This is a genomic window from Pseudomonas sp. BGI-2, assembly GCF_004310295.1.
Lineage (GTDB): Bacteria > Pseudomonadota > Gammaproteobacteria > Pseudomonadales > Pseudomonadaceae > Aquipseudomonas.
Map to the genome: position 1 here is coordinate 24,364 of NZ_SISB01000029.1, position 25,681 is coordinate 50,044.

Annotated in this window: 26 protein-coding genes and 1 pseudogene; 16 read left to right on the top strand and 11 right to left on the bottom strand. The window is 60.0% G+C overall.

Going from position 1 to position 25,681, the window contains the following annotated elements; all coding sequences use genetic code 11:
• Positions 1 to 12: 12 nt before the first annotated feature.
• From EYC95_RS19530 to EYC95_RS19545, 4 genes are all read left to right on the top strand, one after another.
• Entirely contained in the window at positions 13 to 1,383 is a 1,371-nt protein-coding gene (locus tag EYC95_RS19530; protein WP_131061817.1) for an aspartate aminotransferase family protein, read from the top strand.
• A 395-nt stretch (positions 1,384 to 1,778) separates the two neighbouring features.
• Positions 1,779 to 2,765, top strand: coding sequence for an ABC transporter substrate-binding protein (locus tag EYC95_RS19535; RefSeq protein ID WP_131061818.1), 987 nt, complete (start codon positions 1,779 to 1,781; stop codon positions 2,763 to 2,765).
• Between the two features lie 9 nt (positions 2,766 to 2,774).
• Entirely contained in the window at positions 2,775 to 3,578 is an 804-nt protein-coding gene (locus tag EYC95_RS19540; protein ID WP_131061819.1) for an ABC transporter permease, read from the top strand.
• The gene (locus tag EYC95_RS19545; protein ID WP_131061820.1) at positions 3,566 to 4,402 is read left to right on the top strand and encodes an ABC transporter ATP-binding protein; all 837 of its coding nucleotides are present in this window, start codon (positions 3,566 to 3,568) and stop codon (positions 4,400 to 4,402) included. Before EYC95_RS19540 ends, EYC95_RS19545 begins: the two co-directional genes overlap by 13 nt.
• A gap of 108 nt (positions 4,403 to 4,510) precedes the next feature.
• On the opposite strand, the gene EYC95_RS19550 is transcribed toward EYC95_RS19545, so the two are convergent.
• Together EYC95_RS19550 and EYC95_RS19555 are read right to left on the bottom strand one after the other, a co-directional pair.
• The gene (locus EYC95_RS19550; protein ID WP_131061821.1) at positions 4,511 to 5,587 is read right to left on the bottom strand and encodes an endonuclease/exonuclease/phosphatase family protein; all 1,077 of its coding nucleotides are present in this window, start codon (positions 5,585 to 5,587) and stop codon (positions 4,511 to 4,513) included.
• Between the two features lie 67 nt (positions 5,588 to 5,654).
• A complete protein-coding gene (locus EYC95_RS19555; RefSeq protein WP_131061822.1) occupies positions 5,655 to 6,329 on the bottom strand; it encodes a YciC family protein in 675 nt (224 codons plus the stop codon).
• A gap of 178 nt (positions 6,330 to 6,507) precedes the next feature.
• Here EYC95_RS19555 and EYC95_RS19560 point away from each other — a divergent pair, with 178 nt between their 5' ends.
• The 3 genes from EYC95_RS19560 (at position 6,508) to EYC95_RS19570 (ending at position 8,508) form a co-directional block, all read left to right on the top strand.
• The gene (locus EYC95_RS19560) at positions 6,508 to 7,254 is read left to right on the top strand and encodes a DUF2076 domain-containing protein (protein WP_131061823.1); all 747 of its coding nucleotides are present in this window, start codon (positions 6,508 to 6,510) and stop codon (positions 7,252 to 7,254) included.
• Between the two features lie 140 nt (positions 7,255 to 7,394).
• Complete coding sequence (locus EYC95_RS19565) at positions 7,395 to 7,874, top strand: NYN domain-containing protein (protein WP_010467410.1); 480 nt, start codon at positions 7,395 to 7,397, stop codon at positions 7,872 to 7,874.
• Positions 7,875 to 7,896: 22 nt separating this feature from the next.
• Complete coding sequence (locus tag EYC95_RS19570) at positions 7,897 to 8,508, top strand: PolC-type DNA polymerase III (RefSeq protein WP_131061824.1); 612 nt, start codon at positions 7,897 to 7,899, stop codon at positions 8,506 to 8,508.
• A gap of 125 nt (positions 8,509 to 8,633) precedes the next feature.
• Here EYC95_RS19570 and EYC95_RS19575 read toward each other — a convergent pair whose 3' ends face one another.
• The gene (locus EYC95_RS19575) at positions 8,634 to 9,086 is read right to left on the bottom strand and encodes an Lrp/AsnC family transcriptional regulator (protein ID WP_008149219.1); all 453 of its coding nucleotides are present in this window, start codon (positions 9,084 to 9,086) and stop codon (positions 8,634 to 8,636) included.
• 163 nt (positions 9,087 to 9,249) lie between these two features.
• On the opposite strand from EYC95_RS19575, the gene yedA reads away from it, so the two are divergent.
• Both yedA and EYC95_RS19585 read left to right on the top strand, forming a co-directional pair.
• Positions 9,250 to 10,176 (top strand): drug/metabolite exporter YedA, encoded by a 927-nt coding sequence (yedA, locus tag EYC95_RS19580; protein ID WP_131061825.1) that lies wholly within the window; start codon positions 9,250 to 9,252, stop codon positions 10,174 to 10,176.
• 52 nt (positions 10,177 to 10,228) lie between these two features.
• Positions 10,229 to 11,563: a DEAD/DEAH box helicase gene (locus EYC95_RS19585; protein ID WP_131061826.1), complete on the top strand. Its 1,335-nt coding sequence runs from the start codon at positions 10,229 to 10,231 to the stop codon at positions 11,561 to 11,563.
• Between the two features lie 107 nt (positions 11,564 to 11,670).
• Here the strand turns inward: EYC95_RS19585 and EYC95_RS19590 are convergent, their stop codons facing one another.
• Entirely contained in the window at positions 11,671 to 12,912 is a 1,242-nt protein-coding gene (locus EYC95_RS19590; protein ID WP_178083846.1) for a TIGR03862 family flavoprotein, read from the bottom strand.
• 283 nt (positions 12,913 to 13,195) lie between these two features.
• Positions 13,196 to 14,116 (bottom strand): histone deacetylase, encoded by a 921-nt coding sequence (locus EYC95_RS19595; protein ID WP_131061828.1) that lies wholly within the window; start codon positions 14,114 to 14,116, stop codon positions 13,196 to 13,198.
• Positions 14,117 to 14,190: 74 nt separating this feature from the next.
• Between EYC95_RS19595 and EYC95_RS19600 the strand changes: the two genes are divergently transcribed.
• From EYC95_RS19600 to EYC95_RS19610, 3 genes are all read left to right on the top strand, one after another.
• Positions 14,191 to 14,760 carry a GNAT family N-acetyltransferase gene (locus tag EYC95_RS19600; protein WP_131061829.1) on the top strand — a complete coding sequence of 190 codons (570 nt, stop codon included), beginning with the start codon at positions 14,191 to 14,193 and terminating at the stop codon, positions 14,758 to 14,760.
• A gap of 103 nt (positions 14,761 to 14,863) precedes the next feature.
• Positions 14,864 to 15,733 carry an acyl-CoA thioesterase II gene (tesB, locus tag EYC95_RS19605; protein WP_131061830.1) on the top strand — a complete coding sequence of 290 codons (870 nt, stop codon included), beginning with the start codon at positions 14,864 to 14,866 and terminating at the stop codon, positions 15,731 to 15,733.
• Positions 15,730 to 16,323 carry an HAD family hydrolase gene (locus tag EYC95_RS19610; protein ID WP_131061831.1) on the top strand — a complete coding sequence of 198 codons (594 nt, stop codon included), beginning with the start codon at positions 15,730 to 15,732 and terminating at the stop codon, positions 16,321 to 16,323. Before tesB ends, EYC95_RS19610 begins: the two co-directional genes overlap by 4 nt.
• A gap of 114 nt (positions 16,324 to 16,437) precedes the next feature.
• On the opposite strand, the gene EYC95_RS19615 is transcribed toward EYC95_RS19610, so the two are convergent.
• Positions 16,438 to 17,397 carry an alpha/beta fold hydrolase gene (locus EYC95_RS19615; RefSeq protein ID WP_131061832.1) on the bottom strand — a complete coding sequence of 320 codons (960 nt, stop codon included), beginning with the start codon at positions 17,395 to 17,397 and terminating at the stop codon, positions 16,438 to 16,440.
• Entirely contained in the window at positions 17,398 to 18,285 is an 888-nt protein-coding gene (locus EYC95_RS19620) for a neutral zinc metallopeptidase (protein WP_131061833.1), read from the bottom strand. It abuts the gene before it with no gap.
• Between the two features lie 240 nt (positions 18,286 to 18,525).
• Between EYC95_RS19620 and EYC95_RS19625 the strand changes: the two genes are divergently transcribed.
• A complete protein-coding gene (locus tag EYC95_RS19625) occupies positions 18,526 to 19,302 on the top strand; it encodes an IclR family transcriptional regulator (RefSeq protein ID WP_131061834.1) in 777 nt (258 codons plus the stop codon).
• A 147-nt stretch (positions 19,303 to 19,449) separates the two neighbouring features.
• Here the strand turns inward: EYC95_RS19625 and EYC95_RS19630 are convergent.
• Positions 19,450 to 19,776 (bottom strand): annotated as a pseudogene (locus EYC95_RS19630) (MFS transporter); the annotation flags it as partial.
• A gap of 387 nt (positions 19,777 to 20,163) precedes the next feature.
• On the opposite strand from EYC95_RS19630, the gene quiC reads away from it, so the two are divergent.
• On the top strand, positions 20,164 to 22,065 hold the full coding sequence (gene quiC, locus EYC95_RS19635) for a 3-dehydroshikimate dehydratase QuiC (RefSeq protein WP_131061835.1): 1,902 nt from the start codon (positions 20,164 to 20,166) through the stop codon (positions 22,063 to 22,065).
• A 103-nt stretch (positions 22,066 to 22,168) separates the two neighbouring features.
• Positions 22,169 to 22,846, top strand: coding sequence for a TetR/AcrR family transcriptional regulator (locus EYC95_RS19640; RefSeq protein WP_131061836.1), 678 nt, complete (start codon positions 22,169 to 22,171; stop codon positions 22,844 to 22,846).
• A 57-nt stretch (positions 22,847 to 22,903) separates the two neighbouring features.
• On the opposite strand, the gene EYC95_RS19645 is transcribed toward EYC95_RS19640, so the two are convergent.
• From EYC95_RS19645 to EYC95_RS19655, 3 genes are all read right to left on the bottom strand, one after another.
• Positions 22,904 to 23,758, bottom strand: coding sequence for a shikimate dehydrogenase (locus EYC95_RS19645; RefSeq protein ID WP_131061837.1), 855 nt, complete (start codon positions 23,756 to 23,758; stop codon positions 22,904 to 22,906).
• Between the two features lie 5 nt (positions 23,759 to 23,763).
• Positions 23,764 to 24,204, bottom strand: a complete 441-nt coding sequence (aroQ, locus tag EYC95_RS19650) for a type II 3-dehydroquinate dehydratase (RefSeq protein ID WP_131061838.1) — start codon at positions 24,202 to 24,204, stop codon at positions 23,764 to 23,766.
• 140 nt (positions 24,205 to 24,344) lie between these two features.
• Entirely contained in the window at positions 24,345 to 25,256 is a 912-nt protein-coding gene (locus tag EYC95_RS19655; protein WP_131061839.1) for a LysR family transcriptional regulator, read from the bottom strand.
• A 110-nt stretch (positions 25,257 to 25,366) separates the two neighbouring features.
• On the opposite strand from EYC95_RS19655, the gene EYC95_RS19660 reads away from it, so the two are divergent.
• A complete protein-coding gene (locus tag EYC95_RS19660) occupies positions 25,367 to 25,570 on the top strand; it encodes a 4-oxalocrotonate tautomerase family protein (protein ID WP_131061840.1) in 204 nt (67 codons plus the stop codon).
• Positions 25,571 to 25,681: the final 111 nt, after the last annotated feature.

Below are 25,681 nucleotides of genomic sequence, written 5' to 3' on the forward strand. Positions count from 1 at the left end.
GGAGAACTGGCGATGACCACACCACGTGAAACCCGCGACTACCAGGCCGCCGACGCTGCGCACCACATCCACGCATTCGTCGATCAAAAAGCACTCAACGACGAAGGACCCCGGGTGATGGTCCGTGGTGAGCGCCTGCACCTGTGGGACAACGATGGTCGGCGTTACCTCGACGGCATGTCCGGGCTGTGGTGCACCAACCTCGGGTACGGCCGCAAGGACCTGGCGGTTGCAGCGACCCGACAGCTTGAGCAATTGCCGTACTACAACATGTTTTTCCACACCACCCACCCGCAGGTGATCGAGCTCTCAGAGCTGCTGTTCAGCCTGTTGCCGGGGCACTACAGCCACGCGATCTACACCAACTCCGGCTCCGAAGCCAACGAGGTGCTGATCCGCACCGTGCGCCGTTACTGGACGATCCTCGGCAAGCCCGAGAAGAAAATCATGATCGGTCGCTGGAACGGTTACCACGGCTCGACCCTAGCGGCGACGGCGCTCGGTGGCATGAAGTTCATGCACGAAATGGGCGGCATGATTCCCGACGTCGAACACATCGATGAGCCGTACTTCTTCGCCCACGAGGGCAACCTGACCCCGGCTGAATTCGGCCTGCGGGCGGCGCAGCAACTGGAAGCGAAGATTCTCGAACTGGGTGCGGACAAGGTTGCCGGGTTTATCGCCGAACCGTTCCAGGGCGCTGGTGGGATGATCTTTCCGCCAGAGAGTTACTGGCCGGAGATTCAACGAATCTGCCGTCAGTACGACGTGCTGTTGTGCGCCGATGAAGTGATCGGTGGCTTTGGTCGTACCGGTGAATGGTTCGCCCACGAGCACTTCGGTTTCGAGCCGGACACGTTGTCGATCGCCAAGGGTTTGACCTCCGGTTACATCCCCATGGGCGGATTGATTCTGTCGAAGAAAATGGCTCAGGTGCTGGTGGAGCAGGGCGGGGTGTTTGCCCACGGCTTGACCTACTCCGGGCACCCGGTGGCCGCGGCGGTGGCCATCGCCAACCTCAAGGCATTGCGTGATGAAGGGGTGGTGACGCGGGTCAAGGATGACATCGGCCCGTACCTGCAACAGTGCTTGCGCGAGGTGTTCGGCAATCACCCGTTGGTGGGCGATATTCAGGGTGTCGGCATGGTCGCGGCGCTGCAATTGGCGGAGGACAAAACCAGTCGCAAGCGCTTTGCCAATGAGAACGACATTGCCTGGCGTTGCCGCACGATCGGCTTCGAAGAAGGGGTGATTATTCGCTCGACGTTGGGGCGGATGATCATGGCACCGGCGTTGATTGCCAGTCGCGAAGAGGTTGATGAGTTGGTCGGCAAAACCCTGAAAGCGGTGGATCGTACGGCGCAGGAATTCGGCCGGCTCTGAACTTGTAGCGCTCTTGCGGGCCTCTTCGCGAGCAAGCCCGCTCCCACAGTGGGATTGTGTCGATCTCGGTAAAGGGGGCGACATAGGCCCCCTGTGGGAGCGGGCTTGCTCGCGAATGCGATAGCCGATTCAACACACCTCTCAACTTTTGCACCCACCCCGGGCATCCCCGCCCGCAGCGCCCTTTCGCAGTGCGAGCTACCCAGTTTTTTCATCACTCCCATCGACATATTTCCTAATTTTCCTATTCCCGGCCCTGGTCCAACATCGACCTCGCCAGTCAGCCAAACGCTGACCACCGAAAGGTCCATCAGAGACCTCAGGTTGCTTCTGCTCCAAGGCCACTGGCCGTACTGCCCATGACAAAACTAAATCAACAGCTTTGGGAGTGCTCCATGATCAAGTCCTTGCTTACCCGCGTCGCTCATCCACTGGCGGTCACCGCCATCGCCGCCACGGTCGCTACCAGCGCCCAGGCCGGCACCCTGTCCATCGGCCACACCACGTGGGTCGGATATGGCACGCTCTACCTGGCCCGGGATCTGGGCTACTTCAAGGAAAACGGTTTGACCGTCGAATTGCCTGTCGTCGAAGAGGCTTCGATGTACATGGCTGCGCAAGCCTCGGGAGAGTTATCGGGCTCGGCGTCGACAATCGACGAAGTGCTCAAGTACCGCCCGCAATTCTGTTTCAAGGCGGTGGCTGCACTCGATGACAGCCACGGTGGCGACGGCGTGCTGGTGGGCAAGGAGGTCAAAAGTCTGCAGGAGCTGAAGGGCAAAGCCGTGGCGGTGAACGAAGGTTCGACCTCGCAGTTCTGGCTGTCGTACTTGCTGAAAAAACACGGCATGAAAATGAGCGACATCACCGTGCAGAACATGACCGCCGACGATGCCGCCACCGCGTTCATCGCCGGTCGCGTGCCGGCCGCTGTGACCTGGGAACCGCATCTGTCGATGGTTCGCAACAAGCAGCAAGGCAAAGTGCTGATCGACAGCAGCAGCACACCGGGGGTGATTGTCGACGTGGTTGCGCTCAACTGCACGGTCATCGAGAAGCAGCCGGAAGACGTCAAGGCATTGGTCGCCGGTCTCTACAAAGCGGTGCAGTACACCAAGGACCATCCGGAAGAGGCCTACAAAATCATGGCCAAAGGCGTTGGCGGGTACCTCGCCGATCCGAAGGAACTGGCCGCTGCCGCGCAAGGCGTGCGCTTCTACGATCAGGCCATGAGCGAAAAGCTCTTCGGTTCGCCGGGTAAACCGGGTGACAGCGAGCCGCTGATCAAACTGGCCAACGAGACCGCCAGTGAATTGCAGGGCAAACCCTACAACGTCAGCAATGACGACTTGATCGACAACCGCTTCGTCAGCCCGCTCTAGGAGGTTTGCATGTTCAAGCGCAATTCATGGCTGAGCCGCTGCATCACGCCAAAGACCGGCCTGCCGGTTTCGGTGATTTGGAGCGCGAGCGGTCTGGCCTGGGTGTTATTGATCGGCCTGTGGGCCGGATTGTCTTACGGCGGCGTGGTGCCGGGCATGTTCTTGCCGACACCGGGCGCGGTGGTCGAGGCCGCCGTGCGCCTGAGCCGCGACGGCACACTCGGTTTGCACGTGTGGGCCAGCCTCGAAGTGGTGATGGTCGGTTTCATCGTCTCGTCGCTGGTGGCGGTGCCGCTGGGGTTGCTGATGGGCAGCTTTCGCATCGTCCAGGCGTTCCTTGAGCCGATGGTGAATTTCATCCGCTACCTGCCGGTCACTTCGTTCGTGCCATTGTTCATTCTGTGGATCGGCATCGGTCTGGAGCAGCGAGTGTCGGTGATTGTCTTCGGCGTGTTTTTTCAGCAATTGGTGATGATTGCGGACGTGTCCAAAGGCATCTCCAAGGACCTGATCAACGCGTCCTACACCCTGGGTTCGACCCGCCGCGATGCGGTGCTGCATGTGATCGCCCCGGCGTCGTTACCGGGTGTGCTCGACACGCTGCGCGTGACCATGGGCTGGGCATGGACGTACCTCGTAGTCGCCGAGCTGGTCGCCGCATCCAGCGGCCTGGGTTACTTGAGCCTTAAAGCCATGCGCGGCTTTCAAGTGGATGTGATTTTCCTGGCAATCGCGATCATCGGCCTGCTGGGCCTGGTCACCGATCAACTGTTCCGTTTCCTACGTCTGAGGATCGCCGCATGGGCTCAGTAAGCGCCGTCACCCCGCGTTTCGTCACACCCACGGCCGCCCCGGTGCAGGCCGCGCCACGGCTGCAAGTGGACAAGGTCAGCCTGCGCTATCAGAAACCTGACGGCGGCATGTTCACAGCGCTGGAGCAGGTGACGTTCGAAGTGCCGGATCAACAATTCGCCGTGCTGGTCGGGCCTTCGGGCTGCGGCAAGTCGAGTCTGCTGTATCTCACGGCCGGCCTGAATGAGCCCACGGAAGGCGAAATCTACGTCGGCGGCCAACAAGTGCAAGGACCGGGCGCGGATCGCGGCATGGTGTTCCAGAGCTATACGCTGTTCCCCTGGCTGACCGTGCGCCAGAACGTTGAGTTCGGCCTCAAGCGGCGTGGCATGGCGGCTCCACAGCGCAAGGAAATCGTCGATTACTACGTCAATGAAGTGGGCCTCACCGGGTTCGCCGACAACTACGCCAAGCAGCTGTCCGGCGGCATGATGCAACGCGTCGCCATTGCTCGGGCGCTGGCCAACGACCCGCAGATCTTGCTGATGGACGAGCCCTTCGGTGCACTCGACAGCCAGACGCGCCTGCAAATGCAGCAGCTGTTGTTGCGGGTCTGGGGCAACAGCAAGAAGACTGTGTTGTTCGTGACCCACGATATCGACGAGGCGATTCTGTTGGGGGATCGGGTTTACGTGATGGGCGCCAGGCCTGGGCGGATCAAGCAGATTCTGGATGTGCCGATCGAACGCCCACGAACCCTGGACATGGTCATGGAGCGATCGTTCATCGACATGAAACGCAGGATTTTCGGGTTACTGCATGATGAGTTGGAAGAGGCGCATTGAGATCCCTGTGGGAGCGGGCTTGCTCGCGAAAGCGGTGGGTCAGTCGACATCAATGTTGAATGATAAATCGCCTTCGCGAGCAAGCCCGCTCCCACAGGTTGTGCATCATCAGTTGGCGGGCAAAAGGAACCGCGCAATCACCGGCAAATGATCGGAGATCCGCAAGGTATCGTCCTGCCTCACCATGGCCTCGACCCGTTTGATCCGCGGGCTGTAGAAGAGGTAATCAACCGTCCGGTCCGGGCCGTTCAAGCCCGGATCATTCGGGTAGTGGGTCAGCCACCGTGACCGATCGACACCGCTGGCTTCGTTGTGGGTCGGGATCATCGGGTATTTATCCCACAGCACATGCAATGCGCTGTCGACGGAGTAGGGCGTGCGCTGTTCGTCGGGCAGGCGTCGATACTGGCCCAGCGGCAACAGGTTGAAGTCGCCACCGATCAACCACGGGGTGCCACGGCTTTCAAACTTGTCGAGCACCTTGGTCACGGCGGTCACTTGGGCTTGCAGGGTCTCGTCGGGCTGGATGACGCGGTCCAGATGGGTATTGAGCACGGCGATCTGCCCACCGTCACTCAACGGCAGGTAAGTCACCAGCAAAGCGTTTTTCGGTTTGAACTGACGGCTGATGAGGTTGGCCGACGCGACCGGCAGTTGCAGGCGTTCGGCGTGTTCGATCTGGAAACGGCTGAGGGTGGCCAGTTGCCGGCCGACGCTGCCGAGGATGTGCGGCAGCGGCACGAAATCGGCTTTCCAGTCGAAGGCGTGAGCGCTGCACGGATAAAGGTCGGCGACCCGTTCCTGGAGCAACTTGAACTGGTTCTGGTAATCGCTGGCCTTGGCGCCGTCATCCAGTTCCTGCAACAACACAATGTCCGGTTGCTCGTCGCGAATCACCCGCGCCACTTCATCGAGGCTGAAGGCCATGTCTTCGGGGGTGGGGCTGTCGTCGTCGCCTTCGGCCTGGTCATTCCAGAACACGTAGCGTTTACCCGCCAGGTACTGAACGTTCCAGGTCATCACTTTCAACGCCTGGCCGGGTACCAGTGTGGGCGCCTGAGTGCTGCAACTGACCGGTAATGCTTCCTCGGCTTCGGGACGCCAGGTCAGGTTGTAGATCAGCAAGGCAATCAGGCCTGCCGCGATCAGCAGGCCCAGCAGGGTGTAGCGCAGTAGACGGGTCATGGCTCGGCTTATAGCGTTACAAAAGATGAGCCTGAGCATAACCGAGCGTCGGGCTTAAGCCCATGGGTCATAGTGGGCCATCAATTTTTTCAGGCACATCGCAGATCAGCATGAACAACCGGAACAACACCACGCTGGTGAACAGTTGCAAAAAGCTGTGCGCGCTGTCGATCAGCAGCGAAATCGCCGGATTCTGCGGCTCCGGGTAAATCGCGAGGGTCGCGCCCTTGAGTACCCATAGCGGCCCCATCACGCACAGGATGCACACCAGGATGCGCAGGAAATGGCCGCGGGTCAGGCGCAGGCTTTCCTTCATCGCCGCCAGCGGGGCCAGGCCGCGCAGCACCAGCAAGTACTCCCCGAATGCCAGGGTCACCATCAGCCAGATGCCCGGCAGGAAGTACAGCGACAACCCGATCAGGATCAGCAAGGTGTTGAGGGCTGTGAGCAGGGCGAAGCGCGGCCACAGGTAGGCCGACCTGGACAACAATTCGCGGTTGCTCGGCGATTCGCCACGGCTGCGGGCATCGAGAAACAGGATCAATGCGGCGGTGTACAGCGGATAAACCAACAAGCCGACCATCACGCTGATACCGGGGAAACTGTCCGGCTCGGTGGAGCGATCGACGACTTGTTGCAGTAGCGCTTCGAAGATCACCAGCGGCAGGCACAGCCGCACAATCTGGCCCAGATTGCGTTTGAAGAAATACAGAGAGTCACGCAGTACATCTAACGAATTCATCAGTCGATATCGCAGGTTGAAAGCAGTGGCCCACTTTAACCGATGAAGCCCTTTGGGGCGCAAACGTAAACGTTCGGTAAAGACCATTGAAACATCCTGCATCAACCTCCATTAGGGAGGTGTACCTCATCCACAGTGGAGGAGGACGACGATATTCCCGGCAATCTACGAGGTCGCCATGAACAGCGAAGAACAAACCCTGATCGATGGACTGTTTTCCCGGCTGCAACAGGCCGAAACGGATTCAGCCCCACGCGACGCCCAGGCTGAGGCGCGGATCAAGGAACACCTGACTCGCCAACCTGCGGCAGGCTATTTCATGGCCCAGGCGATTCTGGTGCAAGAAGCCGCCATCAAAAGCCTCGACGAACAGAACAAGCAACTCGCCCAGCAAGTGCAGCAATTGCAGGCCGAACTGCAATCGGCCAAGACTCAGGCGCCCGCCAGTGGTGGCTTTTTATCGAGCATCTTCGGTGGCGGTTCCCGTGATCCACAACCAGCACCCACGCAAAGCGCGCCGCCCTCCAGTGGCGGATGGCGTGAGCCGGGGCGGCTGTCGTTCAATTCGCAGCCACCACAGCAAAATTTCGGTGCAGCGCCGCCTCAGCAGAACTACGCGCCGCAACAACCTGTTGGCAACGGCTTCCTCGGCGGTGCGCTGAAAACGGCGGCTGGCGTGGCCGGTGGCGTGATGCTGGCGCAAGGCATCAGCAGCCTGTTCCAACACAATCAGCAACCGGAAGTGGCGGAAGTCATCAAAGAAGAGCCAGCTCAGGTCAACGATCAGAGCGACAGCGGCAACGGCTGGGGCGATGACCAGCGCGTGGCGGACAACAACGCCAACGATCAGGGCGGCTTCACCGACGCCGACTATAGCGATGACAGTTCATCGTTCTTTGGCGGCGACGACGACTCCTTCGTCTGATTCACCGATGGCGAGGGACTTGCTCCCTCGCCGCATGGCCGATTATTCGCGGAACAATCCTTCAGGCTGGCATACTGGGCCACTTTTCGGGCCTGGTGCCTGACCCAGCTTGCGCGCGACAGCGCCAAAGAGGATGCACGGTGAAAAAAATCGCGGTGTTCGCCGATGTCCAGAACCTCTATTACACCGTGCGTCAGGCCTATGGTTGTCACTTCAACTACGCCGCGCTGTGGGCTGATATCAGCAAACAGGGCGAGATCGTCGAGGCTTATGCCTACGCGATCGATCGCGGCGACAGCAAGCAGCAGCAATTCCAGCAGATCCTGCGCAACCTCGGCTTCATCGTGAAGCTCAAACCCTACATCCAGCGCAGCGACGGCTCGGCCAAGGGCGACTGGGACGTGGGCATCACCCTCGATATCATGGACGCCGCCGATCATGTCGACGAAGTGGTGCTGGCCTCCGGCGACGGAGACTTCGACATGCTGCTGGAGCGCATCATCACCAAGCACGGCGTGCAAGCCGTGGCCTACGGCGTGCCGGGCCTGACGGCCAACTCGCTGATTCGCGCGGCCAGCCGCTACGTGCCGATCGAAGGCGCGTTGCTGCTCAAGAATTGATTTTTACGGAGTTGAAACAGGTTTGGAACGCATAGCAGTCATCGACTTTGAAACCACCGGGATCTCCCCGAACAGCAGTTGCCGGGCCACAGAAATTGCCGTGGTGATCCTTGAACAGGGGCGCATCGTCGAGCGTTACCAGAGTTTGATGAACGCCGGCGTGCGCGTCCCGGCCTTCATCGAACAACTCACCGGCATCAGCAACGCCATGCTGCGCACCGCGCCATCGGCCGAGCAGGTGATGAACGAAGTCAACGAATTCGTCGGCATCACGCCGCTGCTGGCGCACAACGCCGCGTTCGACCAGAAGTTCTGGGACTTCGAACTCAGCCGCATCAAACGCACCCGCTTGCAGAACTTCGCCTGCTCGCTGCTGCTCGCCCGCCGCCTGATGCCCGCCGCGCCGAACCACAAGCTCGGCACCCTCACCACTTTCGCCAGGCTGCCCAACACCGGCAAGGCTCACCGGGCCATGGCTGATGCCGAGATGGCGGCCAACCTGACGGCGCATCTGGCGCAGGAGTTGCGGCAGAAGCATGGGTTGCGCGAGTTGTCGCACGATCTGCTGGTCAGCCTGCAGAAAGTGCCGGCGGCGAAGATCAATGAGCATCTCAAGCGTCATCGCGGGTTCTAGGATTTGTGGTGTTCTGGCGGGCCTCTTCGCGGGCAAGCCTCGCTCCTACAGTTTTTGCAGTGTTCATTCGGCCGGCGTAAACCCTGTAGGAGCGAGGCTTGCCCGCGAAGGCGTCATCCGCATCGCTACTTACCATTACCTTCCAATTGCCCCAACGGCACGCGCTTCTCGATGGCGCTCGACAGCACAATCGACGTCTTGCTGAATCCGAACTTGGCGATGCGATTGATCAACTCTTCCAGCTCCGGCATCGACCCCACCGCCGCTTGCATGATCACGCACGGATCACCCGTCACCCGGTGGCACTCGGTCAGTTGTGGGATTTTGATCAGGTCGTCGTAGGCCTTCTGGTTGCCGTGCTGGTTCAGGCGCAGTTCGATCACGCACTGGATCGGCAACCCAAGCTTGGCCATATCGACTTTCGCCTGGTAACCGGTAATCACCCCGCAGGCTTCGAGTTTGGCCACGCGCTCGGCCACGGCCGGGGCGGACAGGTTGACCTTGCGCGCCAGGTCGGCGTAGGACGCACGACCGTTTTCCAGCAGGGCGCTGAGGAGCATGCGGTCGTATTTATCAATCGTGGTAATCCTGAAAAATGACTGGCTTTCGAAAGCACGGGTTATAACGGCAATCTCCGTGTTTTGAAAAGTGTACCGGCGCTATAAACAGGTTTTGTAACTTATTTTACGCCGCTGGCCTTTCTAGAATAGCTGTTCACATTGTCCCGTCATCGAGTTGCCCATGCCTGGCTTACGTCGTTTTCCCTTACCGTTGATCGCTGCCTTTTTCGCGTTGTACGTGATTTGGGGTTCGACCTACCTGGTGATTCGCATCGGCGTGGAGTACTGGCCGCCGTTGCTGCTCGCCGGTATTCGTTTCGTGATCGCCGGGACCTTGATGTACGCCTTCCTGCGCTGGCGCGGGGCGCCGGCCCCGACCTGGGCGCAGTGGAAGGCCGCCGGGATCATCGGGATCTTGCTGCTGACCTGCGGTAACGGTGCGGTCAGTGTCGCCGAGCACACGGGTGTCGCTTCCGGCGTTGCCGCGCTGGCGGTGGCGACAGTGCCGCTGTTTACCTTGCTCTGCGGCTATTTCTGGGGCGCGCGTAATACCCGTCTCGAATGGGCTGGGATTGTGCTCGGGCTGATCGGCATTGCCATGCTCAACCTCGGCTCCAACTTGCAATCGAGCCCGCTGGGCGCCGCTTTGCTGATATCCGCGGCAGCTTCCTGGGCCTTCGGTTCAGTCTGGAGCAAACACTTGCCGTTGCCCCAGGGCGCGATGGCCAGTGCCGTGCAAATGCTGGTGGGCGGCGTGGCGTTGTTGATCGGCAGCGCCGTGAGTGGTGAGCATCTGGAAAGCATGCCGCCGATTGAAGGCTGGGCAGCCTTGGCCTACCTGACTGTCTTCGGTTCGATCATCGCCTTCAACGCCTACATGTACCTGTTGAAAAACGTGCGTCCAGCGGCGGCGACCAGTTATGCCTACGTCAACCCGGCGGTCGCGGTGTTGCTGGGGATTGTGTTTGTCGGCGAGACCATCGGGATCGAAGAAGGGTTGGCGATGTTGGTGATCATCAGTGCAGTGGTGTTGATCGGGTTGCCGCAATGGCGACGGGCGCCGGTTCGACCGGCTGCCGTGGTGCAGACAGAATCGAGCGTGAATTAGGGTAAACTGCGCGCCATTGCACACCCGCGCTGAATTTTCCTACGGTAATCCCATGACTTTCGCCTCCCTTGGCCTGATCGAACCCTTGCTGCGCTCTCTCGAGACGCTCGGCTACCAGACTCCTACGCCGGTTCAGGCGCAAGCCATTCCGGCGGTGCTGGCCGGTCGCGACCTGATGGCTGCGGCCCAGACCGGCACCGGCAAGACCGCCGGTTTCGCGCTGCCGCTGCTGCAGTTGCTGACCATGGAAGGGCCGAAAGTTGCCTCCAATTCGGTGCGCGCGCTGATCCTGGTGCCGACCCGCGAACTGGCGGAACAGGTTCACGAAGCCGTGCGTCAGTACGCCGAAAACCTGCCGTTGAGCACTTACGCGGTGTACGGCGGCGTCAGCATCAACCCGCAAATGATGAAGCTGCGCAAAGGTGTCGACGTGCTGGTGGCGACCCCGGGACGTTTGCTCGACTTGTATCGCCAGAAGGCCCTCAAGTTCAATCAGCTGCAAACCCTGATTCTTGACGAAGCCGACCGCATGCTCGATCTGGGTTTTTCCGAGGAGCTGGGGAATATTTACCGCGTGCTGCCGAAGCAACGTCAGACGTTGTTGTTTTCCGCGACCTTCTCCGACGCGATCCGTTTGCTGGCCGGACAAATGCTCAACGATCCGTTGAGCATCGAAGTCAGCCCGCGCAACGTCGCTGCCAACACCGTCAAGCAATGGGTTGTGGTGGTGGACAAGAAGCGCAAGCCGGAGCTGTTCATTCATTTGATGCGCAAGGGCAAGTGGAAGCAGGTGCTGGTGTTCGCCAAGACCCGCAATGGTGTGGACGCGCTGGTGGAAAAGCTCCAGGGCCTGGGCATCAACGCCGACGGCATCCACGGCGACAAACCGCAGGCAACCCGCCAGCGTGCGCTGGACCGGTTCAAGGCCAGTGAAGTGCAGATCCTTGTGGCCACTGACGTTGCCGCCCGTGGTCTGGATATCGAAGATTTGCCATTGGTGGTCAACTTCGACCTGCCAATCGTGGCAGAGGACTACATCCACCGGATCGGTCGTACCGGTCGTGCAGGTGCCACCGGGCAGGCTATTTCGCTGGTGTGCGCCGATGAAGTGAATTTGCTGTCGGCCATCGAGACGTTGACGCGTCAGACGTTGCCTCGGCAGATGGAACATGACTTCGAGCCTGAGCACCGGGTACCGGATACCGATGCCAGCGGTCAGGTGGTGAAGAAGCCGAAAAAACCGAAGAAGCCGAAGACCTCCGGTGGCGGTAAGCGCAACTTGGGTAAGTGGGTTGAGAGCGGGGATGCTTCGGTGCCGGAGCCTTCGATCAAGCCTGTGCGCAAGGTCCCGGTGTTCAATACCGGGCCCCGTAAGCGTAAGCCTTAAAAAGCTTCGGCGTCTGTCAGGACGCCTTCGCGGGCAAGCCTCGCTCCTACAAGAGCACCACCAATCCGTAGGAGCGAGGCTTGCCCGCGAAGGGTGCGCCTCGGTCTTCAGCCCTTGCGCTTCAACCATTCCACAATCCCCAACCCCGCCGCTCGCCCACTGGCGAAACACGCGGTCAGCAGATAGCCGCCAGTCGGCGCTTCCCAATCGAGCATTTCACCCGCGCAGAACACGCCAGGCAGTTGCTTGAGCATCAATCGTTCATCCATCGATTCGAACATCACGCCACCGGCGCTGCTGATGGCTTCATCCAGCGGACGGGTTTTCACCAACGTCAGTGGCAATGCCTTGATCGCTTTGGCCAGCAGCGCCGGATCAGCGAAGCATTCGGCCGGAGTGAGTTCGCGCAGCAACGCCGCTTTCACACCCTCGATCCCGAGCTGGCTGTGCAAATGTTTCGACATGGAACGAGACCCGCGCGGTTTGCTCAGCGCAGCCTGCACTTTATCCACAGGCCTGCCCGGTAACAGGTCGAGGTGAAGGGTCGCCGAGCCGTGCTGATTGATGGCTTCACGGATCGGCGCCGACAAGGCGTAGATCAAACTGCCTTCAATCCCGGTCGCCGTGATCACACATTCGCCGAGCCGTGGGACGTCGTCATTGAGGCCAATGGCGATGTTTTTCAGCGGTGCGCCGGCGAATTTGCTGACCATCAACTCGCTCCAGGCCTGCACCTCGAAGCCGCAATTACTCGGTTGCAGCGGCATCAGTCCTACGCCGCGTTGTTCCAGTGCCAGCATCCAGGCGCCATCCGAGCCGAGGCGCGACCAGCTGCCGCCGCCGAGGGCCAGCAGGGTTGCGTCGGGTCGAACGGTTTTTTCACCGTCGGGGCTATCAATGCGCAAACCACCGCTGTCATCCCAACCAAGCCAGCGGTGGCGGGTGTGGATAACGACGCCAGCGTCTCGCAGTCGTTTGAGCCAGGCGCGTAACAGCGGGGCGGCTTTCATGTCTGTAGGAAAAACTCGGCCGGAGCTGCCGACAAAGGTTTCAATGCCCAGGTCATGAATCCATTGGCATAGCGCATCGGCGCCGAAGGAACGTAGCAACGGCGCAATCTGCGGCGCGCGTTCGGCGTAGCGCGAGAGAAATGCCGGGTAGGCTTCGGAATGGGTGATGTTCATGCCACCCACACCGGCCAGCAGGAATTTTCGCCCAACTGAAGGCATGCCGTCGTACAGGTCGACCTTGATCCCGGCCTGGCTCAGCACTTCAGCCGCCATCAAACCGGCGGGGCCGCCGCCGATGATTGCGACGTGAGAAGTGGAGGAAGGCGAGGGCTGGGTCATGGCTAGAGCTGCGGCGTGGCGGAATAAGCCGCGCATTCTACCAGCACGAAGCATTGTGGGAGCGGGCTTGCTCGCGAAAGCGATTTAACATTCAACATTGATGTCGACTGATACACCGCTTTCGCGAGCAAGCCCGCTCCCACATTTGATCAGCGGTGTTTTCAGATGACTGATCAAAAAACAACCACCATTTTGCCGGCTATAGGCAGCATGGCCTGCAGGACCTTTCACTCAGGTTATCCACAGGCAGTTCCACAGACATTGTGGGTAAAGCATCCACAACTCAATGACAACCTGATGACTGCCAGACCCGCTGCGCGCTGTGGTGCAGGATTCCGTGGCGGCGCGCCAAGGCCTTGCGGTCCTTGCTGTAGCCGCCGCCAATCACCCCGACCACCGGAATATCCCGCCCCAGGCAATGACGCATCACGCTTTCATCGCGAGCGGCAACGCCTTCGTCTGTCAGCTTCAGGTAGCCGAGTGCGTCGTCCTTATGCACATCGACCCCGGCGTCGTACAACACCAGATCCGGTTGGTAGAGTGGCAGCAAATAATTCAGCGCATCGTCCACTACCTTCAAATAATCGGCATCGCCCATGCCTTTGGGCAGCGGGATGTCCCAATCACTTTCAGCCTTGCGTGCAGGAAAATTCTTTTCGCAGTGAAGGGAAACGGTTATCGCGTCCGGGGTGTTGTGCAGTATTCGTGCAGTCCCGTCGCCCTGATGCACGTCGCAATCGAAGATCAGCACCCGATTCACACGGCCGCTTTCCAGTAGGAAATGGCTGATCACCGCCAGGTCATTGAAGATGCAGAAACCCGCCGGATAGTCGTAATGCGCGTGATGCGTGCCACCGGCCAGATGACAGGCCAGGCCGTGTTGCAGCGCCTGTTCCGCCGCCAGCAACGAACCGCCGACCGCCCGCACCGTGCGCCGGGCCAGTGCTTCACTCCAGGGCAGGCCTAGGCGCCGCTGGTCTTCGCGGGACAACTCGCCACTCATGTAGCGTTCGATATAGGCAGCGTCATGCGCGAGGGCAAGAATCTCCGGGGGACAGAGTTCAGGGCGCAGCAGGTCGGCGTCCCGGGTCAGGCCGCTGTCCACCAAGTGATCGCGCAGCAGGCGAAACTTGTCCATCGGGAAGCGGTGATCCGCCGGGAACTCGGGGCTGTAGTCTTCGTGGTAGATCAGCGGCAGCGGCATAACGAATTCAGGTAGGAATGAGTGAAGGATCCTACCAGCGTTGTAGACTTGCGGCATGGAAAGGGGAGGGCACGATGGAGCCGATACTGAAACTCGAGAGCGCGCGACTGCTGTTGCGGCAGTGGCGCGATGAGGATTTGCCGGAGTTCGCGGCGATGTGCGCCGATCCACAGGTCATGCGCTATTTTCCGGCACCCTTGAGTCGTCTCGAAAGTGCTTCGCTGATCGGACGGATTCGTGGGCATTTTGCCGAACATGGCTTCGGCCTCTGGGCGCTGGAGCGCAAGGACACCGGGGCATTCATCGGTTTCACCGGCCTCGGCGTGGTCGGTTTCGATGCACCGTTTACCCCGGCTACAGAAATCGGCTGGCGCCTGGCGCGCGAGCATTGGGGGCTGGGTTATGCCAGTGAAGCGGCGTGGACCGCTCTGCGATGCGGGTTTGACCGGATGCCGCTGAAAGAAGTCGTGTCGTTCACCACCGAAACCAACATGCTGTCGCAGAAAGTCATGCAGGCAATCGGCATGCACCATGATTCAGCCGATGATTTTGAACATCCCAGGCTCGCGGCCGATCATCCCCTGCGCCACCATGTGTTGTATCGCATCACCCGTGAACAATGGCTGCAAACCTTGCATGGATAAGCAGGCACGGACGTTTACAATGGCCCCCATGGGCCCTGGCCATAAACTGAATCGACCGTCGCAGCCCAGACTGCGCGGCATGCTTTGTGTGAGGAGAGTCTGAATGAGCCAAGTGTTGGATGATCTGGTCGACCTGCTGACCCTGGAACCGATCGAAGAAAACCTGTTCCGTGGCCGCAGTCAGGACCTGGGTTTTCGTCAGTTGTTCGGCGGTCAGGTGATCGGTCAGTCCTTGTCGGCGGCCAGTCAGACGGTCGAAGAAGCGCGCCATGTGCATTCGATGCACGGCTATTTCCTGCGCCCGGGCGATTCCGCGTTGCCCGTGGTGTATCAGGTTGACCGGGTGCGTGATGGCGGCAGTTTCAGCACGCGTCGGGTGACGGCGATCCAGAAGGGCAACCCGATCTTCACTTGCAGTGCGTCGTTTCAGTACGACGAAAAAGGCTTCGAGCACCAGGCCGAGATGCCGACCGTGGTCGGCCCGGAAAACCTGCCTTCGGAACTTGAGCTCACCCAACAGCGTGCGCACCTGATTCCCGAGCACATGCGCGAAAAATTTCTGTGCCCCAAACCGATCGAATTCCGACCGATCACCGAGAAAGATCCCTACAACCCGCAACCGTCCGATCCGGTCAAGTACGTCTGGTTTCGTGCCGACGGTGCCTTGGCCGATTCTCCGGCGTTGCACAAATACCTGCTGGCCTATGCGTCGGACTTCGGTCTGCTGACCACCTCGATGCAGCCCCACGGCAAATCGGTCTGGCAGAAAGACATGCAGGTCGCCAGCCTCGATCACGCGCTGTGGTTCCATGCGGATCTTCGCGCCGATGACTGGTTGCTGTACGCGATGGACAGCCCGTGGGCCGGCAATTCTCGCGGGTTCACCCGTGGCAGCGTGTTCAATCGTGGCGGGCAATTGGTGGCTTCGGTCACTCAGGAAGGCTTGATCCGCCATCGCAAGGATTGGGCATGAGCCTGGCCGAGGTGCGGCATTGGGTGTTCGACATGGACGGCACCCTGACGGTGGCCGTGCATGACTTCGCGGCGATTCGCGTGGCGTTGGCGATTCCGGCGGAAGACGACATATTGACCCACCTCGCAGCGCTGCCGGCCGATGAAGCCGCAGCCAAACATGCGTGGCTGTTGGAGCACGAACGGGACCTGGCGTTGGGTTCGAAAGCGGCGCCGGGCGCAGTGGAGCTGGTGCGGGAGTTGGCCGGGCGCGGTTATCACCTGGGCATTCTCACGCGCAATGCCCGGGAGCTGGCGCACGTGACACTGGAGGCGATCGGCCTGGCTGACTGCTTTGCCGTGGAGGATGTGCTGGGCCGTGATGAAGCGCCGCCTAAACCGCATCCCGGTGGTTTGCTGAAGTTGGCCGAGGCCTGGAACGTGCCGGCGAGCGAGATGGTGATGGTCGGTGATTACCGCTTTGATCTGGATTGCGGTCGAGCGGCGGGAGCGCGGACGGTGTTGGTGAATTTGCCGGATAACCCTTGGCCGGAGCTGACGGATTGGCATGCGGCGGATTGTGGGGTGTTGCGGGAGATGTTGTCTGCTTGAGGGCCCTTTCGCGGGCAAGCCTCGCTCCTACAAAGTGACGCGCTGCCCTTGTAGGAGCGAGCGGTGCGGCGATCCGACTTGCCCGCGAAGGCGTCAGATCAGGCAATACAGAACTCACTGACCAAACAACACCTTCTGCCCCTCCGGCGACGTCAACATTCCATCCCCGTTATGCCCAACCCCCGGCACTTCAACCAGCCGCTGATTGACCCCTTTCGGATTCCGACGCAGCAGGTAACTGAAAAAATTCTGCCCGCGAACCAAACGATAAGCACCCTGGGCTTTGGCCTCGCAACCTTTGTCGAGCGCCGGATGTTGCGGGTCGGTATCTTGCTGCCCGTGCAGATAAGTCACGTCCCGTTTGACGTAATTGCCTTCAATTTGCGGTGCCGTTTGCCCACTGGCATAAACGGGTAAATCCGTCAGCCCGTACTTCCAGCGATTGAACCCGGGACACGCCGCATGGTTGAACGCCACCGGCCGCTGCTCATTGAAGTACGCGTAGGACGAAGGGTTGGCGACGACGTAGCGAAGCTTCACGCCGGCGGCCGTCAGGGCCGGTTGCTCACGCGCCAGCAGCGCATAGCGCTGAACCACCTGAGCACCACCGGAGTGCCCGGCGATGATGATTTGCTTCACATCCGGAAATTGCCGGCGGTCACTGACTCTCTCGATGATTTGATCGAGGGCTGCATAGGAACTCAGCGCAAAAGGAGCGGTGGATAAACCTCCTGCCATCCAGTCATTGCCCTGCCAGCGCAACACTGTGTCCGCCACCGGATGAAGCGCGATGTCGGTTTCGTTGAGGAATTGCGGGGCGATCACCAGGGTGCTTGCACTTTGCCCGGCCAGTTCCGCCGCGCGCTCGGCGCTCTGGCGATAGGTTTCAGCATTGCGTAAACGACCATGGATGATGATCAGCACGCGTTCGATTTTCGCTGGCGCCGGGCCAAGGCTCACCGCCATCTCGCCTTCTTTCAACAACAATCGCCCGGGGCTGAGCTCCTTGACGCCATGCTCCGCGGCCTGGGTGCTTGCGCACGTGAACAACACAATCAACAGCCAATTTTTCATTTACAGAGTTTTCGCCGCAAAGGTATCGCACTGGCCCACCTGGCCTTGCGCAAATCCGGTTTTAAACCAGCGCACCCTTTGCGCCGATGTGCCATGGGTAAACGAGTCCGGTACCACGCGGCCCTGACCTTTTTGTTGCAAACGGTCGTCGCCGATAGCGTTGGCCGCATTCAAGGCTTCTTCGATGTCACCCGGTTCCAGCCAGTTCAGACGCTGCTGCGCATTGTTGGCCCAGACACCGGCCAGGCAATCGGCCTGCAACTCCTGGCGCACCAACAGTCCGCCATCGCCTTCCATCTGCCGGCCTTGCTGGCGGGCTGCCTGAATTTTTGCGGAAACGCCGAGCAACGTCTGAACGTGATGTCCGACTTCGTGCGCGATGACGTAGGCCTGAGCGAAGTCACCTGCAGCGGAAAAGCGTTGCGACATTTCCTGGAAAAAAGCCGTGTCCAGGTAGACCTTCTGGTCGGCGGGGCAATAGAACGGCCCGGTCGCCGATGTCGCCATGCCGCACGCCGAGTTCACCCGGTTGCTGAACAGCACCAGCGTCGGGTTCTTATACTGTCGACCCGCCTGCTGGAAAATCTGGCCCCACGTATCCTCGGTATCGCCGAGGATCGAGCGCACGAATTCGGCGCCTTCATCATTGGCCGGCGGGGCCTTGCGGCTCTGGTTGGTGGCCGGAGCCGATTGCTCGGTCATTTGCCCGGTCAGTTGTCCGAGGATTTGCATCGGGTCCTGGCCGGTGATCCAGCCGATCCCGACAATCAGGATGATCGCGGTCAGGCTCAGGCCTTTGCCGCCACCAAAGCGCATCCCGCCGCCACCGCCGCCATCACCACGGGCGTCGACCACGTTGTCGCTGCGTCGGCCTTTTTTCCATAGCATGTGGGAATCCTCTGATTGTCCGTGGTGATGAGTGTTGCTGGTGTGTGGGGGCGGCGCCAGTCCGGCTGTCCGGCTTTTCGCACTGGTCGGTAGACTTGCAGACTGTAGGAACATGGATAACCCATCGAATTCCGTAAGCGGGTGGGTTTTTATCGAGTAGGCCAATTGAGCATCGGGTTCCAGATTTCGCATTACTCGGTTCATCTTCTAGAATCAGGCAAATTGTATGTGGAACCTCCCATGGCCGGCAGTCAGATCGAACGAGTCTTCAGCGTGCTGGAAAGCCTCACCAGTGACCCTCGCGGTCTGCCGATGCAGAGGCTCGCGGAGCAACTGGACATCCCTAAAAGCGCAACCCACCGTCTGCTCGCGGAGCTGATTCGGCTGGGTTACGTGCGGCAGAATCCGGAGAACTTGCGGTATCACTTGTCCACAAAATTGGTGGCGATGGGTTTTCGTTACCTGTCGGGCAGCGGCGCCGATATTGTTCAACCCGTGCTGGATCGGCTGGCTCAGGAAACCGGGGAACTGGTGCGTCTCGGGGTGATTGAAGGCGAGCGGCAGGTCTGGATTGCCAAGTCCCAGGGAGCTCGTTCCGGCCTGCGTTACGACCCGGAAATGGGCCGCGATGCGCCGTTGTTCTATACCGCGTCGGGCCATGCATGGCTGGCGTGCATGAGCGATGCCGAGGCGTTGTCGCTGGTGGAGCGCCAGGGCGGCGAGCGACCTAAGGACCTTGGGCCGAATGCACCGCGTTCCAACATTGAATTGCTGGAGCGCCTGCGTCTGGCGCGGGAGCAGGGCTATGCCTGGGTCGAGGAGAGCTCGGCGGTGGGCACCTCGGCGATCGCGGCGGTGGTGCGGCACCCGAGCGAGGGGCGGGTGATTGGTGTGCTGAGCATCGCCGGGCCGAGTGCGCGGATGCCGGGCGCGCGGTTGCATGAGTTGGCGCCGCTGTTGTCGAGGTATGCCGAAGAATTGTCGGCGGCGAGTCTGGCGTCGGAGTTGTTCAGTTAATTCATTCAGCACCAATCCATTGTGGGCGAGCCTGTGGTGAGGGGATTTATCCCCGTTGCGCTGTGAAGCGCCCCCCAAAACCGCCAGTCATGTTGGATCAGGTCCACCGTAAGCAACGTTTTTACGACTGCTGCGCAGCCGAACGGGGGCCAGGCCGTGGGCGCCGGTCGCCAGGCTCCAGAGCAACACCGCGCAGAAGAACACGCGCTTCACGCCGACCCGATCGATCAGCCGGCCTTGCAGCACGAATCCGATGGCGTAGCCGACCTGAAACCAGAAGTTGATGTTGGCGTAGTCCATCGCCGTCCAGCTCATTTCCTTGGCGAGGATGGGCTGCATGACGCCCAGTGCGGCGCGGTCGATGTAGTTGAGCGTGGTGGCGAAAAACACCAGCGCCAACATGCCCCAGCGGGTTTTGCCGACCGCCATGGCGCCGCGAATCTTGTCGCCGATGCCCCCGGAGGCAGGAGTCATGGAGGAACGCTCCACGGGAGAGCTTTGAGAAGGAGTCATGTAGGCCACCGATTATTTTTATGTGGTGTTCTGGGTCTTTGGTCACCGAGACCGATGTCTGCGACCGGACTCAATGTGTCGTCGATGGTGGGCAGTGGACGAAAAATCGTCAATTCGCCAAGGGGCATTGTGTTCGATAATCGCACGCAAAACTAACTGGGTAGTACACTTTGAATTGCTGTGTGAGTTCGTCAGGCCAATAATTTCCCCCTCGATAAACGCGATCCCTGTAGGAGCCAGGCTTGCCGGCGATGGCGTCCTCAAGATCGCCTTCGCGAGCAAGCTTCGCTCCTACAAAAAGGGTGCGATGCCTCTAACAAGATTGTCCCCACCACCGGGAGTCGAAACATGCAGCGTTCCATTGCCACCGTTTCCTTGAGCGGTACCCTACCGGAAAAACTCGAAGCCATTGCCGCCGCCGGTTTCGACGGGGTGGAGATTTTCGAAAACGACCTTCTCTACTACGACGGCAGCCCGCGGGAAATCAAACAGATGTGCGCCGATCTCGGGATAGCGATCACACTGTTTCAACCGTTCCGCGACTTCGAAGGCTGCCGTCGCGATCGACTGCCGCGCAATCTGGAGCGGGCCGAGCGCAAGTTCGACCTGATGCAGGAACTGGGCACCGACCTGGTGCTGGTGTGCAGCAACGCCTCGGCTGACTCCATCGGTGATGAACAGATTTTAGTCGACGACTTGCGCCTGCTGGCCGAACACGCCGGCGCACGCGGGTTGCGAATCGGCTACGAAGCATTGGCCTGGGGCCGGCATGTGAACACTTGGCAACAGGTGTGGAACATCGTTCGTCAGGCCGATCACCCAAGCCTCGGTGTGTTGCTGGACAGCTTTCACACGCTGTCGCTCAAGGGTGATCCGAGTGCGATCGCCCATATTCCCGGTGACAAGATCTTCTTCGTACAAATGGCTGACGCGCCGATTCTGGCGATGGACGTGCTGGAGTGGAGTCGGCATTTCCGCTGCTTCCCGGGCCAGGGCGAATTCGACTTGCCGGGCTTCCTGGCACCGATCATCAAGAGTGGTTACACCGGGCCGCTGTCGCTGGAAATCTTCAACGACGGTTTCCGCGCCGCACCGCCTCGGGCCAACGCCGCCGACGGTTTTCGTTCGTTGCTGTATCTCGAGGAAAAAACCCGCCAGCGTCTGGCGCAGGAAGCGACACCGGCAGCCAGCCTCGACATTCTGTTCGAGACGCCCAAGGCCAGCGAATACAACGGCATCGAGTTCCTCGAATTCGCAGTGGACGAAAGCCTTGGCGCCAAACTCTCCCATTGGCTGGAGCGACTGGGTTTCGTCAAGGCCGGGCAACATCGCTCCAAGAGCGTGAGCCTGCTGCGCCAGGGCGATATCAACCTGATCCTCAATTCCGAGCCTTACTCGTTTGCCCACAGTTTTTTCGAAGCTCACGGTCCTTCACTGTGCGCCACTGCCGTGCGGGTCAAGGACAGCGCCAGTGCGCTGGCCCGGGCCGTGGCCTATAAAGGTCAGCCGTATCGCGGGCTGGTGGGCCCCAACGAGCTGGAACTCGCTGCGGTACGCGCGCCGGATGGCAGCCTGATTTATCTGGTGGACCAGGACGCCGATGTCTATGGCACCGACTTCAATCTGCAACCCACCGCCGTGGCCAGCGGCGGCCTCAAGCGCATCGACCATATGGCCATGGCGCTGCCGGCCGACAGCCTCGACAGTTGGGTGCTCTTCTATAAAAGCCTGCTGGATTTCGAAGCCGACGATGAAGTGGTGCTGCCTGACCCGTACGGTCTGGTAAAGAGTCGGGCGCTGCGCAGCCGGGACAGTTCGATCCGCTTGCCGCTGAACATTTCCGAGAACCGCAACACCGCAATCTCACATGCACTGTCGAGTTATCGCGGCTCTGGCGTGCATCACATCGCCTTCGATTGCGACGACATCTTTGCCGAAGTCAGCCGGGCCAAGGAGGCGGGCGTGCCGCTGCTGGATATCCCGCTCAATTACTACGATGACCTCGCCGCGCGGTTCGATTTCGACGACGAGTTCCTCAGCGAACTGGCCTATTACAACGTGCTCCACGACCGCGATGCCCAGGGTGGCGAGCTGTTCCATGTCTACACCGAGCCGTTCGAAGGGCGGTTCTTCTTTGAAATTATCCAGCGCAAGAACGGTTACGCGGGTTACGGCGCAGCCAACGTCGCGGTGCGACTGGCGGCCATGGCAAAATCCCGCAGTGGTGCCGTACGTCAGACAAAGTTGTAGGGAAATCGTAAACACGGGGTACAAACCGCTGCCGCGCGGCTTCCTTCACTGTGCGGCGCGGCCCATAATCGCCAGCCTGTGCAGTGATGGCCGTGAGCCCGCAATGACGATAACTTCAGAACTCTCCGCAGCGCCCGCCGAACCGATTGCCGGGCCGCGCAAGAGTCGCAAGAACAACCCGGAAAAGACCCGCGAGAACATCCTTCAAGAGGCGATTTTCGAGTTCGTCCAGCAGGGGCTTTCCGGTGCTCGCGTCGATGCGATCGCCGAGCGCATCCACACCTCCAAACGCATGATCTATTACTACTTCGGCAGTAAGGAACAGCTCTACGTCGAGGTGCTGGAGAAACTCTACGGCGATATCCGCAACACGGAAAACCACCTGCACCTGGCCGAACTGACACCGGTGGAGGCGATTCGGCGGCTGGTGGAGTTCACTTTCGATCACCACGATCGCAACGTCGATTTCGTGCGCATCGTCAGCATCGAGAATATTCACAACGCTGAATACGTGAAGCGCTCCGATGCGATCAAGGCGATGAACAACACCATCCTCGACTCACTGGGCGTGATTTTGCGTCGCGGCGCTGAAGAAGGTGTGTTCCGTTCAGAGCTTGAACCGCTGGATGTTCATTTGCTGATCAGCTCGTTTTGCTTTTATCGAGTGTCGAACCGCCATACCTTCGGTGAGATCTTTCAGATCGACTTGCCGGACGAAAGCATCAAGCAGCGTCATCGGGAGATGATCTGCGAGTCGGTTTTGCGATACCTGCAGGCCTGACCTGTGGCGAGGGAGCTCGCTCCGTTGGGCTGCGAAGCAGCCCTCGTACTTTCTACCTTAGCCATTCATGCTCTGAAAATGCGCCAACATCCGCTGCACATCCGGCACCACGCCGCTGAACAATTCAAACGCCTTCACCGCCTGAAACACCGCCATGTTGCCGCCATCCAGCGTCCGGCAACCCAGCGCGCGGGCGTTGCGTAGCAGTTCGGTTTCCAGCGGAAAATAAACAATCTCCGCCACCCACAATTCAGCCCGAAGCAAATCCACCGGCACCGGCATGCCCGGGAGTTTTTTCATGCCCATGGGCGTGGTGTTCACTAATCCATCCGCCTGACCCAACGTGCTCGGCAAATCATGCGCGGCGACGGCCCGGCCAGCGCCGAAGTGTTGATTGAGATTGTCCGCCAGCGCCTGCGCGCGGCTGATCTCCACGTCGAAAATACTCAACAGTTGTACGCCTTCGCTCAACAGCGCGTGGGCCACTGCCGCACCCGCGCCGCCAGCGCCCATCTGGACTACACGCTCACGGGTAACATCCTTCAATCCCCGACGAAAACTTTCGGCAAAACCCAGGCAGTCGGTGTTGTGGCCGATGCGTTTACCGTCCTTCAGCACCACCGTGTTCACCGCCCCGATCCCGCGAGCTTCCGCCGACAATTCGTCAAGCAGCGGGATGATCGCCTGCTTGCACGGGAAGGTGATATTCAGGCCGGTGAAGTTCATGCGCTCGGCGGCCATCAACAGATCGGGCAGGGCGCTGCTGTCGAGCTTCAACTGATCGAGGTCGATCAAGCGATAGAGATAGCGCAAGCCCTGGGCATCACCTTCATGCTCATGCAGCGCCGGGGTGCGGGAAGCCTGGATGCCGGCGCCGATCAGCCCGGCCAGTACCACGTTGTTCTGAGTCACGGCGTTCACCCCTTTAAACGTTGGCTGAAATAATCCAGCGCCAGGCGATAACCATGGCTGCCGAAACCCGCCATCACAGCGGTGGCAATGGCTGAAACGAAGGAGTGATGTCGGAAGGGCTCGCGGGCGTGAACGTTGGACAGGTGGACTTCGATCACCGGCAATTCGCTGGCGATCAAGGCATCACGGATCGCGACTGAAGTGTGTGTCCAGGCCGCCGGGTTGATGACGATCCCGGCGCAACGGCCACGGGCCGCGTGAATCCAGTCGAGCAATTCGCCTTCGTGGTTGGTCTGGCGAAATTCCACCGCCAGGCCGAATTCTTCGGCGGCGCGTGCGCACAGCGCCGAGATGTCTGCCAGGGTTTCGCGACCGTAAGTCGCCGGTTCGCGAGTGCCGAGCAGGTTCAGATTCGGGCCGTTGAGCACCAGAACGATAGGGGACATCGAAGTCTCTCCACATATTATTTTTGGAATGGGCTGTGGTGTTCAGCCTGTGGAGATAAATTGTACCAGCTGGTTAGTTCGGTCAATTGAAGAGCGCTTTCATTGAGGTTATGTGTGCGGTGATCGGACAGTCGAGATGCTCAGCGTGGCAGATGTTCGACCAGAAAATCGATAAATGCCCGCAGTCTCAGCGGCATATGACGGCTCTGTGGATAGAGCAGGGTGAACGGTCGGGAGCGCCCGCCATAACGTTTGAGCACTTCCACCAACGAGCCATCGGCCAGTTCGTTTTCGACAATAAACCGGTAAGTCTGAAACAATCCCGCCCCGTGTTTGGCCAAGGTCACGCCACCGAGCACATCGTCAGAACAACTGAGACTGCCCTCGGCAAGAATCTCCCGCGGTGCGCCGTTGTCGTTAAAAAGCCAGGCAATCCGTCGACCGCTGCTGGGCAGTTCGTACTGAATGCATTCGTGCTGCGCAAGGTCGTCGAGGCTTTGCGGTACAGCCGCGCGCTTCAGGTAATCGGGGCTGGCAATTATCACCAGCGCGGCGTCCTCAAGGTGCCGGGCGATAAGGCCGGAATCCGGAATCGCCCGCACGCGGATCGCCATGTCATAACCTTCACCCACGAAATCAATGTTGCGATTGCTGATGTGTGACTCGACTTTCACGTCGGGAAAGCGCGCCCGAAACGCGGGCAACAACGGCAAGATCCGGTGGTGCGCATACGTCGTGGGAATACTGATGCGCAGCGTGCCGGACGGTTGCTGTTGCTGGCCCATGACCTCGCGCTGAGCCTCGACCAGTTGCGCCAGTGCCTGACGACATTCCTCGTAATAGCGGCGGCCACTGTCGGTCAGCTTGACACTGCGGGTAGTACGCGCAAACAAACGCACGCCCAGACGTTCTTCCATGCGCGACACCGAACGACTCACCGCTGCCGGTGTTACGCCGGCCACCAATGCGGCCGCGGTAAAGCTGCCGGCCTCGGCCGCCAGGCAAAACAGTTCGATGCTGCCCAACTGAAGATCGTCGAATACTCGCTGCATGATTGATGACACCGGGGATCAAATGAGGGACTGCGCCACTGTAGATGAAATCGCCGAAGCAGTGCTTTACTTGACTGGCATCTAACTTGAACTCGGACAGGAGCAGCATCATGCCTTTCGTCAGCGTACGAATCACCCGTGACGGCGTCACCCGAGAGCAGAAAGCCCAGGTCATCGCCGAAATCACCGACACCTTGAAACGCGTTCTCGGCAAGCCACCGGAACTGACCCACATCGTGATCGAGGAAGTCGATACCGATAACTGGGGCTATGCGGGCATCACCACCACCGAGTATCGGAAGCAGCCTGGATGATGGGGTGCAATTCTAGGCAGCCGTCCTTGTGACGGCTTTTTTGTGGGCGTGGTGAAAGGAATGCTTACTATTTGGCGTTGAGATGAGCAAGTCGAAAAGCTCTCAAGCGCT

What these genes read in the sequence shown, in the direction of transcription:
- EYC95_RS19615 (WP_131061832.1), bottom strand. Translation starts at nt 17,397, where the DNA reads ATGAAAAATTGGCTGTTGATTGTGTTGTTCACGTGCGCAAGCACCCAG.
- EYC95_RS19560 (WP_131061823.1), top strand. Translation starts at nt 6,508, where the DNA reads ATGAACAGCGAAGAACAAACCCTGATCGATGGACTGTTTTCCCGGCTG.
- EYC95_RS19540 (WP_131061819.1), top strand. Translation starts at nt 2,775, where the DNA reads ATGTTCAAGCGCAATTCATGGCTGAGCCGCTGCATCACGCCAAAGACC.
- EYC95_RS19640 (WP_131061836.1), top strand. Translation starts at nt 22,169, where the DNA reads ATGACGATAACTTCAGAACTCTCCGCAGCGCCCGCCGAACCGATTGCC.
- EYC95_RS19530 (WP_131061817.1), top strand. Translation starts at nt 13, where the DNA reads ATGACCACACCACGTGAAACCCGCGACTACCAGGCCGCCGACGCTGCG.
- EYC95_RS19555 (WP_131061822.1), bottom strand. Translation starts at nt 6,329, where the DNA reads ATGAATTCGTTAGATGTACTGCGTGACTCTCTGTATTTCTTCAAACGC.
- EYC95_RS19600 (WP_131061829.1), top strand. Translation starts at nt 14,191, where the DNA reads ATGGAGCCGATACTGAAACTCGAGAGCGCGCGACTGCTGTTGCGGCAG.
- EYC95_RS19625 (WP_131061834.1), top strand. Translation starts at nt 18,526, where the DNA reads ATGGCCGGCAGTCAGATCGAACGAGTCTTCAGCGTGCTGGAAAGCCTC.
- EYC95_RS19610 (WP_131061831.1), top strand. Translation starts at nt 15,730, where the DNA reads ATGAGCCTGGCCGAGGTGCGGCATTGGGTGTTCGACATGGACGGCACC.
- EYC95_RS19545 (WP_131061820.1), top strand. Translation starts at nt 3,566, where the DNA reads ATGGGCTCAGTAAGCGCCGTCACCCCGCGTTTCGTCACACCCACGGCC.
- aroQ (WP_131061838.1), bottom strand. Translation starts at nt 24,204, where the DNA reads ATGTCCCCTATCGTTCTGGTGCTCAACGGCCCGAATCTGAACCTGCTC.
- EYC95_RS19655 (WP_131061839.1), bottom strand. Translation starts at nt 25,256, where the DNA reads ATGCAGCGAGTATTCGACGATCTTCAGTTGGGCAGCATCGAACTGTTT.
- EYC95_RS19660 (WP_131061840.1), top strand. Translation starts at nt 25,367, where the DNA reads ATGCCTTTCGTCAGCGTACGAATCACCCGTGACGGCGTCACCCGAGAG.
- EYC95_RS19620 (WP_131061833.1), bottom strand. Translation starts at nt 18,285, where the DNA reads ATGCTATGGAAAAAAGGCCGACGCAGCGACAACGTGGTCGACGCCCGT.
- EYC95_RS19535 (WP_131061818.1), top strand. Translation starts at nt 1,779, where the DNA reads ATGATCAAGTCCTTGCTTACCCGCGTCGCTCATCCACTGGCGGTCACC.
- EYC95_RS19590 (WP_178083846.1), bottom strand. Translation starts at nt 12,912, where the DNA reads ATGACCCAGCCCTCGCCTTCCTCCACTTCTCACGTCGCAATCATCGGC.
- yedA (WP_131061825.1), top strand. Translation starts at nt 9,250, where the DNA reads ATGCCTGGCTTACGTCGTTTTCCCTTACCGTTGATCGCTGCCTTTTTC.
- EYC95_RS19550 (WP_131061821.1), bottom strand. Translation starts at nt 5,587, where the DNA reads ATGACCCGTCTACTGCGCTACACCCTGCTGGGCCTGCTGATCGCGGCA.
- tesB (WP_131061830.1), top strand. Translation starts at nt 14,864, where the DNA reads ATGAGCCAAGTGTTGGATGATCTGGTCGACCTGCTGACCCTGGAACCG.
- EYC95_RS19585 (WP_131061826.1), top strand. Translation starts at nt 10,229, where the DNA reads ATGACTTTCGCCTCCCTTGGCCTGATCGAACCCTTGCTGCGCTCTCTC.
- EYC95_RS19595 (WP_131061828.1), bottom strand. Translation starts at nt 14,116, where the DNA reads ATGCCGCTGCCGCTGATCTACCACGAAGACTACAGCCCCGAGTTCCCG.
- quiC (WP_131061835.1), top strand. Translation starts at nt 20,164, where the DNA reads ATGCAGCGTTCCATTGCCACCGTTTCCTTGAGCGGTACCCTACCGGAA.